Raw genomic sequence first — 15,969 nt, forward strand, 5'->3', positions numbered from 1 at the left:
TCCTATGCGGTCTTCTCGAACTCGGTGCTGTGCTGCGGGTCGCGTTGGGCGGGCACGACCCCGCTCGGAGTGCCGCGCCCCGCCAGCTTCTCCCGGCTCAGCCGTCGACCGTATGCGAAGAAGTACCAGCGCAGGTAGCCGGGCAGGAAGCGACCGAGGTCGAAGTGGGACTCCCCCAGCGGCCGGTCCAGCCAGATGGTGGGGATCTCGGCCACCGGCAGCCGCAGCCGGGTCGCCTTCGCCGTCAGCTCCAGCCCGATCTCGAAGCCGGTCCGCGACTCGATCCCCACCTCCCGGACGAACGCGGTGTCGTACGCCTTGAAGCTGTTGGTGGCGTCGCGGGTGCCGACCCGGGCGAAGGTGTAGAGGCTGCGGCCGGCCCAGCGCGACATCATCCGCTTCAGCCGCGGCCCACCGACCTGCTGGCCGCCGGGCATGTAGCGGGAGGCGGCGGCGACCACCACACCCCGGTCGACCAGCCGGGCCAACTCGTCGATCTGGCGGGGGTCGTCACAGCCGTCGGCCATCGTGACCACCACGACCGGGGCGAGCGCCGCGTCGATGCCGAACCGGATGGCGTTGGCCGGACCGCGACCGTACGTGTTGAGCACCGCCCGCACCCGCCGATCCGTCCGGGCGACCGCCTCCACGTACGGCACGGTGGTGTCCTCGGGCATGTCGTGCACGACGAGCACCTCGGCGGGGAGCAGCATCTCCCGGAGCATCCGCTCCAGGCAGCGCACGATCGCGTCGCCCTCGTTGTAGACCGGGACGATCACCGACACCCGGGGTTTCACACCCGCACCCCCTGCCCGGTCAGGCCCCACATGTCGATCACCGGCTTGTCGGTCTCCAGGCGGGCGTACTGCTCGTGCGGGGCGGCGATGACCAGCAGGTCGGCCCGGCGCAGCACCTCTTCCAGGTCGACGAGCCGCTCGTCGGCCACGTAGGGATCCGTGCAGAGCGTCTCGCGGGTCTTCAGCGCCAGGATCTTGCGCAGCTTGTACGCCAGGCTCTCCCGGGGATCGTCGCTGCCGCCCTTGAAGGCCATCCCCAGGATGCCCACGGTCTGCTCGGAGAGGTCGAAGCGGTCCTCCAGGCGGGAGACCAGGTACAGCGGCAGCCCTTCGTTGATCAACATGGCGGAGTGGCCGAGCACGAAGTTGTTGCGGTTGAACGCGGCCAGCTGCATGGTGTCCTTGAACAGGCACGGCCCGGCCGCGAACCCGGGCATCGGCAGGTCCGCCGCGCGCGGGTAGTCGTACGCGACGGCGTGCCGGATCCGGGCGAAGTCCAGCCCGAAGTCGTTGGCCATCATCCAGAACTGGTTGGCGGTGGCGAACTTGATGTAGCGCCACGTGTTGGTGAACAGCTTCGCCAGCTCGGCCTCCTCCGGCTCGAGCGGCACGATCTGCTCGGTGAGATGCCGGAAGAGCTTCTCGGCCCGGGCCAGCGCCCCCGGCGTACGGGCGGCGACGATCTGCGGCAGCGCGAACAACTCCGTCATCGCCCGCCCCTCGGCGATCCGCTCCGGACAGAACGCCACGTCGGCGCGGATGCCCTTGCCGGCGAGCAGCTTCTCGGTCAGCGCGGTGACCCCGGGGTAGACGGTGCTGCGCAGCACGACGAGCTGCCCGTCGCGCAGGTGCTCGGCGCAGCGCTCCAGAGCCCGGGGCACCGCACCCAGGTCCGGGTTGAGGTGCTCGTCGACGGGGGTGCCGACCACCACGACGAGGTGCTCGGAGGCACCGACGCTCGCCGGGTCGGTGGTGGCCCGCAGCCGGCCGGCGGCGACCGCCTCCGCGAGCGCCTCGGCCGCGCCGGGCTCGGCGAAGGGCAGGGTGGCCGCGTTGACCGTGGCGACCGCGTCGGCGTTGATGTCGTACAGCAGCACGGACAGGCCGCGCGAGGCGAAGGCGACACCCAGCGGCAACCCCACCCGGCCGCAGCCGCCCACGATGCAGACGTCCACGGCGGCGAACGGCGGATCCTCGGACATGACTGGACTCCCGTGGGGGTGGCGGGGGTGTGACTCCGGCTACATTCGGAATCCAAGCAGGTTAACCGCTCGGATGTGACTCACGGGTAGCCAAAGATGCGAAGGCCGCTGACCTTTCAGCCGATGCGCTATACCGCGTAACATCCCGCTCACCCTCCGGTCGTCGACCCCGGCCGGGCCCCGCCCGCAGGAGCCGGGCGACCCGGGGCCGGGAACGACGAGGGCCCCTCCCGCGCCGGCGGAAGGGGCCCTCGTCGTCGCTCAGGCGCCGCGCAGGGTGGCGCCGAAGCGTTCCGTGGCGCGGGCGACCGCCGCGTCCCGGGCGGCCACCGCCTCCTCCACGGTCAGCGTCCGGTCCGGGGCCCGGAAGGTGAGCTTGTACGCCAGCGACCTGCGCCCCGCACCGAGCTGCTCCGAGGCGTACACGTCGAACAGGCGCACCCCCTCCAGCAGCCCGCCGGCTCCCTCGACGAGGGCCTGCTGCACCTGCGCCGCGGGCACCGAGGCGTCGACGACCAGCGCCACGTCGATCAGCGCCGGAGGGAAGCCCGAGACGACCGGCGCGGACGCCACCGGGGCGGCCGGCAGCGCGTCCAGGTCGAGTTCCATGGCGCTGGTGCGCCGGGGCAGCTCCAGCGCCGCCACGACCGCCGGGTGCAGCTCGCCGGCGTGCCCCACCACCGTGCCGTCGACCAGCAGCTCGGCGCAGCGGCCGGGGTGCCAGGGGGCGTGCTCGGCGGCGCGGACCTCGATCCGGTCCGCCGGGACGTCGGCGGCGGCCAGCACGTCCCGCCCGGCCTCCACGGCGTCCGCCCAGCCGGCCGGGCGGCCCGCGCCCCACCAGCCGGCCGGCTCCACGTCGCCGGTCAGGACGACGGCGACGTGCCGGGGCTGGTCGGGCACCACCGCGTCGGCGGCGGCGAACTCCTCGTCGGTGGGTCGCCGGTCCACGCCCATCGCCGGCGGGCGGCCGGCGTCGGGACGTGGGTGGAACACCGCGCCGATCTCGTAGAGGGCGAGGTCGCGCTGGCCCCGGCCGAGGTTGCGCTTCACGATGCCGAGCAGCGGGCCGAGCAGCGTGGTGCGCAGCAGCGGCTCCTCCTCCGACAGGGGGTTGGCCAGCCGTACCGCCCGCCGACGCGGGTCGTCGGCGGGCAGGCAGAGCTGGTCGGCCAGCCCGGGGGCGACGAACGGGTGCGCGAGCACCTCCACGTACCCACGCTCGGCGAGCGACCGGGCCACGGCCCGGCGGCGGCGCTGCTGCCAGGTCAGGCCGCGGCCGGGCGGCGCGGTCGGCAGCACGGACGGCACCCGGTCGTACCCGTCGAGGCGGACCACCTCCTCGACCAGGTCGGCCGGGTCGGTCAGGTCGGGCCGCCACGTCGGCGGGGTGACGCTGAGGGCGCCGCCGGTGCCGGCGGCCACGCCGACCTCGCCCGGGTCCTCGACCAGCCGGTCGGCGCCCCGGGCGACCGTGCAGCCGACCTGCTCCAGCAGGGCGGCCACCCGCGCCGGCGGGTAGTTCACGCCGATCCGCCGGGTCGGCAGGTCGGCCGGCAGGACGACCGGGGTGCGCGGCCGGACGTGGTCGATGTCGAGGATCTCGTCACCGGCCGCGCCACCGGCGTGCTCGGTGAGCAGCCGGACCGCCCGCGCGACGGCCACCAGCGGCAGGGCCGGGTCGACGCCCCGCTCCCACCGCTTCGCCGCCTCGCTGAACAGCTTGTGCCGGCGGGCGGTGCGCCCGACCATCACCGGGTCCCAGTGGGCGGCCTCGAAGAGCACGTCCGTCGTCCCGGCGACGACCTCACTGGTCTCGCCACCCATCACGGCGGCCAGCGAGATCGGTCCGGTGTCGTCGCAGATCACCATGTCCTCGGGCGCGAGGGCCCGGGTGACCCCGTCCAGGGTGGTCAGCTTCTCCCCCGCCTCGGCGCGGCGCACCACCAGCGGCCCGGCGATCCGGTCGGCGTCGAAGGCGTGCATCGGCTGGCCCAGTTCGAGCATCACGTAGTTGGTGATGTCGACCGGCAGCGAGATGCTGCGGATGCCGGCGACGGTGAGCCGCCGCTGCATCCAGTCGGGAGTCGGAGCCGTCGGGTCGACGCCGCGTACGAGGCGGGCGGCGAAGCGGTCGCAGCCGACGGTGTCGCGCACCTCGACCGGGTACGCCGGCGTGTCGGTGCCGCCGGGCGCGGGCGCCAGGCCCGGGTCCCGGAACGGCACCCCGAGGGCGTGCGACAGCTCCCGGGCCAGGCCGCGGACGCTCATCGCGTACCCCCGGTCGGGGGTGATCTCCAGGTCGACCACGACGTCGTCGAGGCCGACGACGGGCCGCGCGTCGTCACCCGGCTTGGCCGGGGTGTCCCCGGGCAGCACGATGATGCCGTCGTGGTCGTCACCCAGGCCCAGCTCCCGCGCGGAGCAGATCATCCCGTTGGAGTTGCGCCCGTACGTCTTGCGCGCGCCGATGGCGAAGCCGCCGGGCAGCACACCGCCGGGGAGGATCACCACGACCCGGTCGCCGGGGGCGAAGTTGCGCGCCCCGCAGACGATCTCCTGCGGCTCGCCGGTGCCGTTGGCGTCGCCGACGTCGACGCGGCAGAACCGGATCGGCTTCTTGAAGCCGGTCAGCTCCTCGATCTCGCGGACCTCGCCGACCACCAGCTGACCGGTGACGGTCTCCCGCAGGTCCACCACGGACTCGACCTCGATGCCGAGGCCGACCAGGGCCTGCTCCAGGTCGCCGGTGGGCAGGTCGGCGGGGAGGTCGACGTACTCCCTCAGCCAACTGACAGAAACTCGCATGACTCAGACCACCGTCTCCGTAACTCGTACCCGCATCGCCTACGCCCCGGCCCCGAACGCGCGGGTGAACCGCACGTCGCCCTCGGCCATGTCCCGCATGTCGCTGACCCCGTGCCGGAACATCACCGTCCGGTCGATCCCCATCCCGAACGCGAATCCGGAGTAGACCTCGGGGTCGATGCCGCAGGCGCGCAGCACCCGCGGGTTGACCATGCCGCAACCGCCCCACTCGACCCAACGCGGGCCGTCGCGGTGCTCGGGGAACCAGACGTCGAACTCGGCGGACGGCTCGGTGAAGGGGAAGTAGTGCGGCCGGAAGCGGGTCTTCGCGCCCTCGCCGAACATCGCCCGGGCGAAGTGGTCCAGGGTGCCGCGCAGGTGCGCCATGGTGATGCCCCGGTCGACGACGAGACCCTCCACCTGGTGGAAGACCGGCGCGTGGGTGGCGTCCAGCTCGTCGGTGCGGTAGACCCGGCCCGGCACGATCACGTAGATCGGTGGCTTGCGGGTCAGCATGGTGCGCGCCTGCACCGGCGAGGTGTGGGTACGCAGGACGAGCCCGGAGCCCGCCGCATGGGTGGAGCCGTCGGCGGGGGCGACGTGGAAGGTGTCCATCAGGCCGCGCGCCGGGTGGTCGGCGGGGATGTTCAGGGCGTCGAAGTTGGTCCACTCCAGCTCGACCTCGGGCCCCTCGGCCACCTCGTAGCCCATGCCGACAAACAGGTCGCTGATCTGCTCCATCAGGGTGCTGATCGGGTGCCGGGCGCCCCGGGGCCGCCGGTCGTGGGGCAGCGTCACGTCGACGCGCTCCTCCACCAGCACCCGTTGCGCCTGCTCGCGGTCCAGGACCTCCTGGCGGGCCGCGTACGCGGCGTCGATGGCGCGGCGGGCCTCGTTGACCCGCTTGCCGGCGTCGGACTTCGCGGCCGGCGGCAACGCGCCGATCTCGCGGCGGGCCAGCGAGACCGGGGACCGGTCGCCGAGGTGCGCCGGACGCAGCGCGGTCAGCGCGTCCGGGTCACCGGCCTCGGCGAACGCCTTCTCGGCGGCGGCGACGGCCTCGGCCAGGGCGGCCGGGTCGAGCAGGGCGACCTGCTTCGGGTCGTACGGATCGTTGCGGTAGCTCATGGCGTACGGGCACTCCCTCACGGCGGCGCCAGCCCTCACGGGCGGCGAAGCGAGTCTACGGACGCGCGGCTGTGCCGCAGCCCGCCGGTGGGAGTTGTGCGGAGAGCAGGTCAGGCCCGCCGCCCGCCGACACCGGCGGGCTGGCTAAACGAACGCCGTGGCGCGTTCATGGGCGGATGCTCTCCCCTGTGGTCCGTGCCTGGGGCGGCCGGGTCACGGCCGCCGCTGTGCTCTCGCCGAAGCGTACAGGCAGACGGCGGCGGCCGCAGCCAGGTTCAGGCTCTCGGCGCGCCCGTGCAGGGGCACCCGGACCCGGGCGTCGGCGGCGGCGGTGAGCGCCTCGGGCAGGCCGTGCGCCTCCGAGCCGAAGAGCCAGGCGGTGGGGGCGGCGAGCCGTCCGTCGTCGGCGAGGTCGTCGAGGTCGTCCTCGCCGTAGCCGCTGGTGGCGAGGACGGTGAGCCCGGCGGCGCGCAGCGCCGCGACGACGTCCACCGGGTCGGGCGCGCGGACCACGTCGACGTGGAAGAGGCTGCCGGCCGAGGCCCGCACGCACTTGCCGTTGTAGGGGTCGACGGCCTCGCCGGCGAAGACCACCGCACCGGCGCCCGCGGCGTCGGCGGTGCGCAGCACGGTGCCGGCGTTGCCCGGGTCGCGGATCTCGGCGAGCACGGCCACCAGGCGGGGCCCGTCGGCCAGGGCCCGTTCCAACGGCACGTCGAGGTGGCGGCAGACGGCGACCAGGCCCTGCGGGGCGACCGTCTCGGCCAGCGCGGCGAGCGCCTCGTCGGTCGCCTCGGAGACGGGCACGTCGGCACGGGCCGCGACGGCGGCCAGGTCGGCGTGCCGGTCCAGGGCGGCGGGCGTACCGAAGAGTTCGGTGACCACGCCCGGGCGGGCCAGGGCCTCGCGGACCGCCTGCGGCCCTTCGGCCAGGAAGCGGCCGGCGGCCTCGCGGTCCCGGCGGCGCTGCAACCGGCGGGCGGCGACCACCCTGGGGGTACGCGGGGTGAAGGGGCCGGAGACAGCGTCGAGGCGTCTCCCGCGCGATGGTGACTGCATGGGAGACGCCTCGATCTGCTGGTGCGCGGGGATCAGGCGGCCTGGGCCGCCGCGCCGCCGGTGCCCTCGGCCGCGACCGCGGCCCGGGCCAGCTCGACGATCGCCGCGAAGGCGGTGGCGTCGTTGACGGCCAGGTCGGCCAGGATCTTGCGGTCGACCTCGATGCCGGCCAGGCGCAGGCCCTGGATCAGGCGGTTGTAGGTCATCCCGTTGGCGCGGGCGCCCGCGTTGATCCGCTGGATCCACAGCTGCCGGAAGTCGCCCTTGCGGTCGCGACGGTCCCGGTAGGCGTACTGCATCGAGTGCAGCACCTGCTCCTTGGCCTTGCGGTAGAGGCGGGAGCGCTGACCGCGGTAGCCGCTCGCGGTCTCCAGCAGGGTACGACGCTTCTTCTGGGCGTTCACAGCCCGCTTGACGCGTGCCATCTCAACTCCTAATTACGTAAGGTGGCGCGCGTCAGCGGCCGAGCAGCTTCTTGATGCGCTTGACATCGGCCTTGGCCAGCACCACGGTGCCGGTCAGCCGACGGGTCTGGGTGGAGGGCTTCTTCTCCAGGTTGTGCCGGAGGCCGGCCTGCTGGGCAACGATCTTGCCCTTGCCGGTCACCTTGACCCGCTTGCCCATTCCCGTGTGGCTCTTCATCTTCGGCATGTGGAACGTCTCTCCCCTGTTACTCGCCGCTGTTGTCGGCGACTGTGCCGGTGTCACCGGCCGCTGCGGGCTCGCCGGCCGGGGCGCCCTCGGCGTCCCGCTCCCTGGGCCCGCCCCGGGTGGCCGTGGCGGCGACCGCGGCGGCCTTGGTGGCGCGGTGCGGCGCGAGCACCATGATCATGTTTCGACCGTCCTGCTTCGGAGCGGCCTCGACGTACCCCAGCTCCGAGATCTCCGACTCGAGCCGGCGCAGGAGCCGGTAACCCAGCTCCGGACGGCTCTGCTCGCGACCGCGGAACATGATCGTCACCTTGACCTTGTCGCCCGCTTTGAGGAACCGCACCACGTGACCCTTCTTGGTCTCGTAGTCGTGCGGGTCGATCTTCGGCCGGAGCTTCATCTCCTTGATGACGGTCTGCTGCTGGTTACGCCGCGCTTCGCGCGCCTTCAGTGCGCTCTCGTACTTGAACTTGCCGAAGTCCATGAGCTTGCACACCGGCGGGCGCGCCATCGGCGCAACCTCGACCAGGTCCAGGTCGACGTCCGCGGCCAGCTGAAGGGCGCGCTCCAGCGGGACAATGCCCACCTGCTCGCCCTCGGGGCCGACCAGTCGGACCTCACGTGCCCGGATCTGCTCGTTCACGCGTGGTTCGACGCTGATGGGGCCTCCTCGAGTCGGAATCTCTACGTGGCCGACCCTCGCGGCTCCCGGGTGGGAGCCGACCTGGAAAGCAGAAGGCCCCGGCGCATGCCAGGGCCCGCTCGACCGGTCGGCACGATCACATGATCGCGCATCCGGTGCCGGGACGTGCCCGGAACCGGTGACCGGACCCGGCCACCGTGGTGGCGACTCGGGTGGGAGCAGGCGCTCCTCTTTCAAGACTGCATGCATGGGCGCGATGCGCACACACGAAGACAGCCTGGTCGACTTCGTAACACTACACCCTCGCCCGGACACCCTCCCAACCGGGCACCGGGGGTCAGCGGCCGGTGGCGCCCTCGGTGAGCCGGGCCTGGTGCGCCTGGTGCAGCCGGCGCAGGGCGCGGACCCCCTCGACGGCCCGCTCCTTGTCGGCGGCCTGCAGGGCGATCATCGGCAGCAGGTCGTCGTCGTGCAGCTCCAGGCTGGCCCAGGGCGCACCCCGGTCGAAGCGGACCCCCCGGACGACCTCCCAGGGCAGCTCGTACGAGCCGACGACGTTGCGCACGCGCACCCCCGACGCGTTCGCGTCGACCCGGGGACGGGTGAAGATCAGAAAGGCGAGCGCGCCGAGGACGCCGAGCCCGACCATCGCGATCTGGTCGCCCCGCTGGAAGCTGCCGTAGCCGTTGCCCGTCGCGCCGCTCAGCGAGGTGGCCAGCAGGCTGAACACCACGAACAGCACGGCCGCGCAGGTCCAGCAGACCACTCGGATGCGGCGCGGGCGGAGGTGGACGGACTCGATTTCGCTCACCCCACCAGTCTGCCACCCGATGCGGGCCGTTCCGGCGCCGCCACACGTTCCACAGGCGGGACGGAGTCCCCGGGACCCCGGCGGCCGCGCCCCTGACCGGCGACCAGGGCGGCCGCCAGGGTGAGCAGCGCCCCGGCGAGCACCGGCAGCCGCAGGCCGGGGCCGCCCGGCAGCAGCGCGTCCAGCAGCAGGGCGCCGCCCAGCTGGCCGGCGACGAGGGCGAGCCCGGTGCGCAGCACACCGACCGCCGGGACCCCGACCAGCAGGGCGGCCACGATGACGACGCCGAGCAGGCCGCCGGTGTAGAGGTACCAGTCGTCCGGCCAGGTCGGGCCCGGCCCGCTGAGGGCGCCGGCCAGCGCCGCGACCAGCAGCACGACGGGCGTGGCCGTGGCGAAGTTGACCACCATCCCGGCGGCGGCCGAGCTGGCGGCGGAGACCCGTGCGTTCAGCGCGGACTGGAGCGCGACGCCCAGCCCGCCGGCCACGGCGAGCAGGACCAGGCCGAGGGCGAGGTCGCCGACGGGCTGACCGAGCTGGGCCAGCGTCACGGCGGCCACGCCGAGCAGCGCCGCGGCCACCCGTGGCCGGGTGAGCGCCAGCCGCCCCACCGGCGCCAGCCCGGCCCGGTCGACGGCCAGCCCGCCGAGGCTGCCCCCGGCGACCTGGGCGATGGTGAAGATCGCCACCCCGAGCACCGGCACGATGTACGCGCCGGCCAGCACGATGCCCGCGCCGCCGAGCCCGCCCAGGTACGCCCACCAGGGCAGCCCGGCCCGGCGCAGCGCGGCCAGGCCGGTGCGCGCCGACGGCAGCGCCAGCACCACGAGGCCGACCAGCAGCGCCCCGCCGAGGTTGTTGACCACCGCCCCCAGGGTCGCGTTGCCGGCCCGCTCGCCGAGCTCGGCGTTGATCGCGCCCTGGGCCGCCGAGGCGACGCCGGCGAGGGTGACCAGGGTCAGCGCCGCCCACGGCGGCAGGCCCGACACCGCGGGCGGGCGCCCCGTAACCGCCCCCGGCGTGGCCGGGCGTCTCACAGCCGGCAGGCGTGGATGTTGGTGACCAGGATCGCGCGGGCGCCGAGCTCGTACAACTCGTCCATGATCCGGTGCACGTCGTCACGGAGCACCATCGCCTGCACCGCCACCCAGCCCTCGCGGTGCAGCGGCGAGACGGTCGGCGACTCGATGCCCGGGGTCAGCGAGCTGGCCCGGTCCAGCAGGCCGGCCGGCACGTCGTAGGCGAGCATCACGTAACGGCGGGCGACCAGCACCCCGTGCAGCCGGCGCAGCAGCTGCGCGGCCTGCGGGTGGGTCGGGGCGTCGGCGCGGCGGACCAACACCGCCGACGAGCGCAGCAGCGGCTCGCCGAAGACCACCAGGCCGGCCTGGCGCAGCGTGGCGCCCGTCTCCACCACGTCCGCGACCACGTCGGCGACGCCGAGCCGGACGGCGTTCTCCACCGCGCCGTCGAGGCGGATCACCTCGGCCTTGAGCCCGAGCTCCGCGAGGTGCCGCTCCACGAGCCCCGGGTACGCGGTGGCGATCCGGTGCCCGCCCAGCTCCCGCACCGAGGCGATGTCGTCGGGGCGGGCGGCGAAGCGGAAGGTGGCCCGGCCGAAGGCGAGGTCGACGACCTCCTCGGCGGGAGCGCCGGAGTCGATCAGCAGGTCCCGGCCCGTGATGCCCAGGTCCAGGTCGCCGGAGCCGACGTAGGTGGCGATGTCCTTCGGGCGCAGGTAGAAGAATTCGACGTCGTTGGCCTCGTCCCGGCAGACCAGGTCCTTCGGGTCGGTGCGCTGGCGGTAGCCCGCCTCGCGCAGCATCTGGGCGGCCGGCTCGGCCAGGGTGCCCTTGTTCGGGATGGCGACACGCAGCATGACGGAGTGCTCCTTCGATCGAATCTGATCAACGGCGGGGCGCACTCACAGATGTCGGTAGACGTCCTTCAGGTCGAGACCGCTGGCCAGCATCAGCACCTGGACCTGGTAGAGCAGCTGGGAGATCTCCTCGGCGGTGCGTTCCGGCCCCTCGTGCTCGGCGGCCATCCACGACTCGGCCGCCTCCTCGACGACCTTCTTGCCGATGAAGTGCACGCCCTTCTCGAGCGCGGCGACCGTGCCCGAGCCGGGGGTGCCCGCGACGGCCTTGGCCTGCAGCTCGGCGAACAACTCCTCGAACGTCTTCACGCCGCGATTCTTCCAGCCGCCCTGACGGCCCCGACGCGCCGGGTCAGGCCCCGCTCACCGACCGGGAACGCCCGCACGACGGGTGCGTCCCCACGTCGGGCACCGGGTCAGCCGCCGAAGCCGACCCGGTGGCCGTTGCTGGCGAGGGCGCGGATGGCCAGGGCCGCGTCGAGGGCGGCGACGGTGGCCGCCCAGCCCTTGTCCTCCGCCGAGCTGGGCAGCCCGGCCCGGTCCCGGGCCTGCGCGAGGGTGTCGACGGTGAGGACGCCGTGCGCGACGGGCTTGCCCTCGTCCAGCGCCACCCGGGTCAGCCCGTCGGTGACCGAGCGGCAGACGTAGTCGAAGTGGGCGGTGGCGCCACGGACCACCACACCGAGCGCGACCACGACGTCGCAGCGCCGCGCGAGGGCCTGGGCCACCACGGGCAGCTCGACCGAGCCGGCCACCCGGGCGGTGACCGCCCGGGCGCCGCACGCCTCGGCGGCCGCGACCGCCCGGTCGAGCATGTGGTCGGTCAGCTCGCCGTGCCAGCGCGCGGCGACCACGCCGACGGTCATTCCGGCGGCGTCCACCGCCGTCACGCCCGGTTCACCGAAACCCGCCATGCCTACGCTCCGATCTCGTCGCCGAGGACGGGGCGGCCCATCGGGGCCTCGGTCACCTCGTCCAGCTCGTCCAGCAGATGCCCCATCCGGTCCCGCTTGGTGCGCAGGTAGCGCACGTTCTCCGGGTGCGGGCGCACCGGCAGCCCCTCGCGGCCGGTGACGGTCAGCCCGTAGCCCTCCAGGCCGGCACGCTTGGCCGGGTTGTTGGTGAGCAGTCGCATCGAGCGCACCCCGATGTCGTAGAGGATCTGCGCGCCGGTGCCGTAGTCGCGGGCGTCGGCCGGCAGGCCCAGGTCGAGGTTGGCGTCGACCGTGTCCCGGCCCTGGTCCTGCAGCTGGTACGCCTGGAGCTTGTGCAGCAGCCCGATGCCGCGCCCCTCGTGGCCGCGTACGTAGAGCACCACGCCCCGGCCCTCCCGGGCGACCCGGTCCAGGGCGGCGTCGAGCTGCGGGCCGCAGTCGCAGCGCACCGAGCCGAACACGTCCCCGGTGAGGCACTCGGAGTGCACCCGCACCAGCACGTCGTGCCCGTCGCCGATCTCACCCGCGACCAGGGCGACGTGCTCGGCCGAGTCGTGCTCGCTGCGGTAGCCCAGGGCGCGGAACACGCCGTGCCGGGTGGGCATCCGGGCGTCGGCGACCCGCTCGACCTGCTTCTCGGTCCGCCGCCGGTACGCGACCAGGTCGGCGATGGTGATCAGGGTCAGGGAGTGCTCGGCGCAGAACTTCTCCAGGTCCGGCACCCGCATCATGGTGCCGTCGTCGTTGACCAGCTCGCAGAGCACGCCGGCGGGACGCAGCCCGGCCAGCCGGGTCAGGTCGACGGCGGCCTCGGTGTGGCCGGGCCGGCGCAGCACGCCGCCCTCGCGGGCCCGCAGCGGCACCACGTGCCCGGGGCGGGCCAGGTCGGCCGGGCCGGTGCCGGGGTCGGCGAGCAGCCGGATGGTGTGCGCCCGGTCGGCGGCGGAGATGCCGGTGCTGACGCCCTCCCGGGCGTCCACGGTCACCGTGTAGGCGGTGCCGCGCCGGTCCTGGTTGGTGTGGTGCTGCGGCGGCAGGTCCAGCCGGTCGCACTCGCTCTCGGTCAGCGGCGCGCAGATGTAGCCGGACGTGTGGCGCACCATGAAGGCGAGCAGCTCCGGCGTCGCCAGCTCGGCGGCGAAGATCAGGTCGCCCTCGTTCTCCCGGTCGGCGTCGTCGACCACGACGACGGGCCGGCCGGCGGCGATGTCCGCCACCGCCTGCTCGATGCTGCCAAAGGTGCTCATGCCGGCACTCCGCTTCGCTCCGTGCCGACATGAGGCACCACCGCACTGACCCTGATGATTCGCTCGCTTCGCTCGCTCATGCCACGGCCTCCGAGTAGGTCGACGGGATCGGGGCGGGCGCCGGGCGGGCGGCCCGCGAGGTGCGCCACCAGGCGATCAGGCCCCAGGCGCAGAAGGCGCCGTAGACGAGGTACATGGCGGCCGAGGGGTAGAACCCGCCGCGCAGCAGCAGTGGCACGCCGACCGCGTCAACGGCGATCCAGATGAGCCAGAAGTCCACCCAGCCGCGGGCCATGCCGTAGGTGGCGAGCAGGCTGCCGGTGAGGATCCAGGCGTCGGGCAGCGGCCCCCAGGAGCCGAGTGCGGCGAGCAGCGGGTACGCCGCGGCGGTGCCGATCCCGGCCGCGAGCAGCAGGCCGAGCCGTTCCCGGCCGGTGGCCCAGCGGGGCGCCACCGCGGCCCCGTCGCCCGCGCCGCCGTGGCGGCGGTTGCGCGACCAGCGCCACCAGCCGTAGACGCTGACCGAGAAGAAGAAGACCTGCCGGCCCGCCTGCCCGTAGAGGTCGTGCGCCTGCGGGGTGGCGAAGACACCGCCCAGGAAGACGGTGAACAGCAACGCGTTGCCGATCATGCCGACGGGCCAGGCCCAGACCAGCCGGCGCAGGCCGAACACCGCCGACGCCAGCCCGAAGCCGTTGCCGACGATCTCGCGGACCAGCACCGGCGAGCCGGCGATGCTGATCTGCGCGTCGAGCAACCACCCGAGCGGGCCCATCAGGCCACCCCGCCCTGCGCGGCGGCACCCGGCAGGGTGACCGGCAGCCCGCCGGGCAAGCCGGCGTCCGGGAGGGCGGGATCGGCCAGCCGGGCGGCGAGCAGCCGCTCGACGTACTTGGCGAGCACGTCCACCTCGAGGTTGACCGGGTCGCCGACGCGCCGGGCGCCGAGGGTGGTCAGCTTCAGCGTGGTGGGGATCAGTCCCACCGAGAACCAGTCCGCACCCACGTCGGCGACGGTCAGCGAGACGCCGTCGACCGTGATCGAGCCCTTCTCCACCACGTACCGGGCCAGGGCGGTGGGCAGCCGGAACCGGACGGTCTCCCACTGCGCGGCCGGCTCGCGGGCGACGACCTCGCCGACGCCGTCGACGTGCCCCTGCACGAGGTGCCCGCCGAGGCGGCTGTTCAGCGCGGCGGCCCGCTCGAGGTTGACCGGGTCGCCGGCGCGCAGCGCGCCCAGCGCGGAGCGGCGCAGCGTCGCCCCCATCACGTCCGCGGTGAAGGTCCCGTTCTCGACGTCGACCACGGTCAGGCAGACGCCGTTGACCGCGATCGAGTCGCCGTGCCGGGCGTCCGAGGTGACCAGCGGGCCGCGGACCGCGACCAGCGCCGAGTCACCCGCCGTCTCCGTGATCCGGACGACCTCACCCAACTCCTCGACGATGCCGGTGAACATGTCAGCCCTCCCTCTTCCGGGGCAGCGCGGTGATCCGCAGGTCGGGTCCGACCTGCGTGACGTCGACGTACTCCAGGTCGATGGCCTCGGCGATGGTGTTCACACCGGCGTCGACCAGGGCGGTCGGGCCGGCGCCGAGCAGCCGGGGCGCGACGTAGCCGACGATCTTGTCGACCAGGCCGGCAGCCAGGAAGGCGCCGGCCAGCTTGGGACCGCCCTCCAGCAGCGCGGCGCGGACCCCGCGCTGGTGCAGCGCGGCGAGCAGCGCCGGCAGGTCGACGCGGCCGTCGGGCCCGGTGCCGACCTCCGCCGCGGTGGCGATCCACGTGCGCGCCGCGCCGTCGCGGACCCGGGCGTCGGCCGGCGTACGCCCGTCGGTGTCCACCACGACCCGCAGCGGCTGCCGGATGGCGAGCGTGCCGTCGCGCAGGTTGCGGGCGGTGAGCCGGGGGTCGTCGGCGAGGACCGTGCCCACCCCGGCGAGCACCGCGTCGACGGTGCCGCGCAGCGCGTGCACGTCCATCCGGGCGGCCTCGGAGGTGATCCACATGCTGGTGCCGTCGGCCGCCGCCGACCGGCCGTCCAGCGTCGCGGCGAACTTCCAGATCACGTACGGCCAGCCCCGGCGCATCGAGGTGAGCCAGGCGACGTTGCCGGCCTCCGCCTCGCACGCGCGTACCCCGGTGTCGACCTGGATCCCGGCGGCGCGCAGCGTGGCGGCGCCCCCGGTGGCGAGCGGGTTGGGATCGGGCACGGCGATGACGACCCGGGCGACGCCGGCGCGCACCAGGGCGGTGCTGCAGGGGCCGGTGCGGCCGGTGTGGTCGCAGGGTTCCAGGGTGACCACGGCGGTGCCGCCGCGGGCCCGCTCCCCCGCCTGGGCGAGCGCGACGATCTCGGCGTGCGGCCCTCCGGCGTAGGCGTGGAACCCCTCGCCGACCACCTGCCCGTCGGCGTCGAGCAGCACGCAGCCGACCACCGGGTTGGGGCTGGTCGTGCCGAGACCGCGCGCGGCGAGTTCCACCGCGCGACGCATCGCCTCGTCGACGGAGACGCCGGCCATGCCCTGCCCTCTCACTCGCCGGTCGACGCGCGGGCGGTCACGGGAGGCAACGGCATGGGGCCGCGAGCGTGCGGCGGCGGAGATCCGGGTACGGCAGGGCCGCCCCGGGGGGCGCGCACGGCACGCTGAACTCAGCGGCCGGGCAGGGCCCGTCCGTCCCGCGCGCTGTCTCCCATCCGGACTGTCTGGGGCGGGGTTTCCCGCTCCCAACCGTCGGCCCCGGATTCTCACCAGGTCCACCGGGCGGCACGAGGCCGACCGGGTCGCGGGCTTACCACGGTCACACCGTGG

Annotated in this window: 17 protein-coding genes; all 17 read right to left on the minus strand. The window is 74.2% G+C overall.

Annotated features, from left to right (window positions below):
• Positions 1-2: 2 nt before the first annotated feature.
• The 17 genes from ACFHW0_RS21535 to ribD all read right to left on the minus strand — a co-directional run bounded on the left by ACFHW0_RS21535 (position 3) and on the right by ribD (position 15,678).
• Positions 3-797 (minus strand): glycosyltransferase family 2 protein, encoded by a 795-nt coding sequence (locus ACFHW0_RS21535; RefSeq protein WP_416610274.1) that lies wholly within the window; start codon positions 795-797, stop codon positions 3-5.
• Positions 794-1,999, minus strand: a complete 1,206-nt coding sequence (locus ACFHW0_RS21540; protein WP_416610276.1) for a nucleotide sugar dehydrogenase — start codon at positions 1,997-1,999, stop codon at positions 794-796. The genes ACFHW0_RS21535 and ACFHW0_RS21540 overlap by 4 nt, the downstream gene beginning before the upstream one ends.
• Before the next feature lie 261 nt (positions 2,000-2,260).
• On the minus strand, positions 2,261-4,807 hold the full coding sequence (gene pheT / locus ACFHW0_RS21545; RefSeq protein WP_416610278.1) for a phenylalanine--tRNA ligase subunit beta: 2,547 nt from the start codon (positions 4,805-4,807) through the stop codon (positions 2,261-2,263).
• A gap of 39 nt (positions 4,808-4,846) precedes the next feature.
• The gene (gene pheS, locus ACFHW0_RS21550; RefSeq protein ID WP_416610281.1) at positions 4,847-5,935 is read right to left on the minus strand and encodes a phenylalanine--tRNA ligase subunit alpha; all 1,089 of its coding nucleotides are present in this window, start codon (positions 5,933-5,935) and stop codon (positions 4,847-4,849) included.
• A gap of 213 nt (positions 5,936-6,148) precedes the next feature.
• Entirely contained in the window at positions 6,149-6,994 is an 846-nt protein-coding gene (locus tag ACFHW0_RS21555) for a TrmH family RNA methyltransferase (protein WP_416610282.1), read from the minus strand.
• A gap of 32 nt (positions 6,995-7,026) precedes the next feature.
• The gene (rplT, locus tag ACFHW0_RS21560; RefSeq protein ID WP_416610284.1) at positions 7,027-7,419 is read right to left on the minus strand and encodes a 50S ribosomal protein L20; all 393 of its coding nucleotides are present in this window, start codon (positions 7,417-7,419) and stop codon (positions 7,027-7,029) included.
• A gap of 31 nt (positions 7,420-7,450) precedes the next feature.
• The gene (gene rpmI / locus ACFHW0_RS21565) at positions 7,451-7,645 is read right to left on the minus strand and encodes a 50S ribosomal protein L35 (RefSeq protein WP_007458415.1); all 195 of its coding nucleotides are present in this window, start codon (positions 7,643-7,645) and stop codon (positions 7,451-7,453) included.
• Between the two features lie 19 nt (positions 7,646-7,664).
• Complete coding sequence (gene infC, locus ACFHW0_RS21570) at positions 7,665-8,288, minus strand: translation initiation factor IF-3 (RefSeq protein WP_089000940.1); 624 nt, start codon at positions 8,286-8,288, stop codon at positions 7,665-7,667.
• A 337-nt stretch (positions 8,289-8,625) separates the two neighbouring features.
• A complete protein-coding gene (locus ACFHW0_RS21575; protein WP_416610287.1) occupies positions 8,626-9,099 on the minus strand; it encodes a PH domain-containing protein in 474 nt (157 codons plus the stop codon).
• Complete coding sequence (locus tag ACFHW0_RS21580) at positions 9,096-10,088, minus strand: DMT family transporter (protein ID WP_416610289.1); 993 nt, start codon at positions 10,086-10,088, stop codon at positions 9,096-9,098. Before ACFHW0_RS21580 ends, ACFHW0_RS21575 begins: the two co-directional genes overlap by 4 nt.
• Positions 10,089-10,132: 44 nt before the next feature.
• A complete protein-coding gene (gene hisG, locus ACFHW0_RS21585) occupies positions 10,133-10,978 on the minus strand; it encodes an ATP phosphoribosyltransferase (RefSeq protein ID WP_416610291.1) in 846 nt (281 codons plus the stop codon).
• Between the two features lie 45 nt (positions 10,979-11,023).
• Entirely contained in the window at positions 11,024-11,287 is a 264-nt protein-coding gene (locus tag ACFHW0_RS21590) for a phosphoribosyl-ATP diphosphatase (protein ID WP_416610293.1), read from the minus strand.
• A gap of 107 nt (positions 11,288-11,394) precedes the next feature.
• Positions 11,395-11,892: a 6,7-dimethyl-8-ribityllumazine synthase gene (gene ribH, locus ACFHW0_RS21595; RefSeq protein WP_416610295.1), complete on the minus strand. Its 498-nt coding sequence runs from the start codon at positions 11,890-11,892 to the stop codon at positions 11,395-11,397.
• 2 nt (positions 11,893-11,894) lie between these two features.
• On the minus strand, positions 11,895-13,160 hold the full coding sequence (locus ACFHW0_RS21600; protein WP_416610297.1) for a bifunctional 3,4-dihydroxy-2-butanone-4-phosphate synthase/GTP cyclohydrolase II: 1,266 nt from the start codon (positions 13,158-13,160) through the stop codon (positions 11,895-11,897).
• A gap of 76 nt (positions 13,161-13,236) precedes the next feature.
• Entirely contained in the window at positions 13,237-13,935 is a 699-nt protein-coding gene (gene pnuC / locus ACFHW0_RS21605) for a nicotinamide riboside transporter PnuC (RefSeq protein WP_416610299.1), read from the minus strand.
• Positions 13,935-14,615: a riboflavin synthase gene (locus ACFHW0_RS21610; RefSeq protein ID WP_416610301.1), complete on the minus strand. Its 681-nt coding sequence runs from the start codon at positions 14,613-14,615 to the stop codon at positions 13,935-13,937. Before ACFHW0_RS21610 ends, pnuC begins: the two co-directional genes overlap by 1 nt.
• A 1-nt stretch (position 14,616) precedes the next feature.
• Complete coding sequence (gene ribD / locus ACFHW0_RS21615; RefSeq protein ID WP_366644324.1) at positions 14,617-15,678, minus strand: bifunctional diaminohydroxyphosphoribosylaminopyrimidine deaminase/5-amino-6-(5-phosphoribosylamino)uracil reductase RibD; 1,062 nt, start codon at positions 15,676-15,678, stop codon at positions 14,617-14,619.
• Positions 15,679-15,969 lie beyond the last annotated feature (291 nt).

The sequence above is a fragment of the Micromonospora sp. LOL_025 genome, from assembly GCF_048060285.1.
Lineage (GTDB): Bacteria > Actinomycetota > Actinomycetes > Mycobacteriales > Micromonosporaceae > Micromonospora.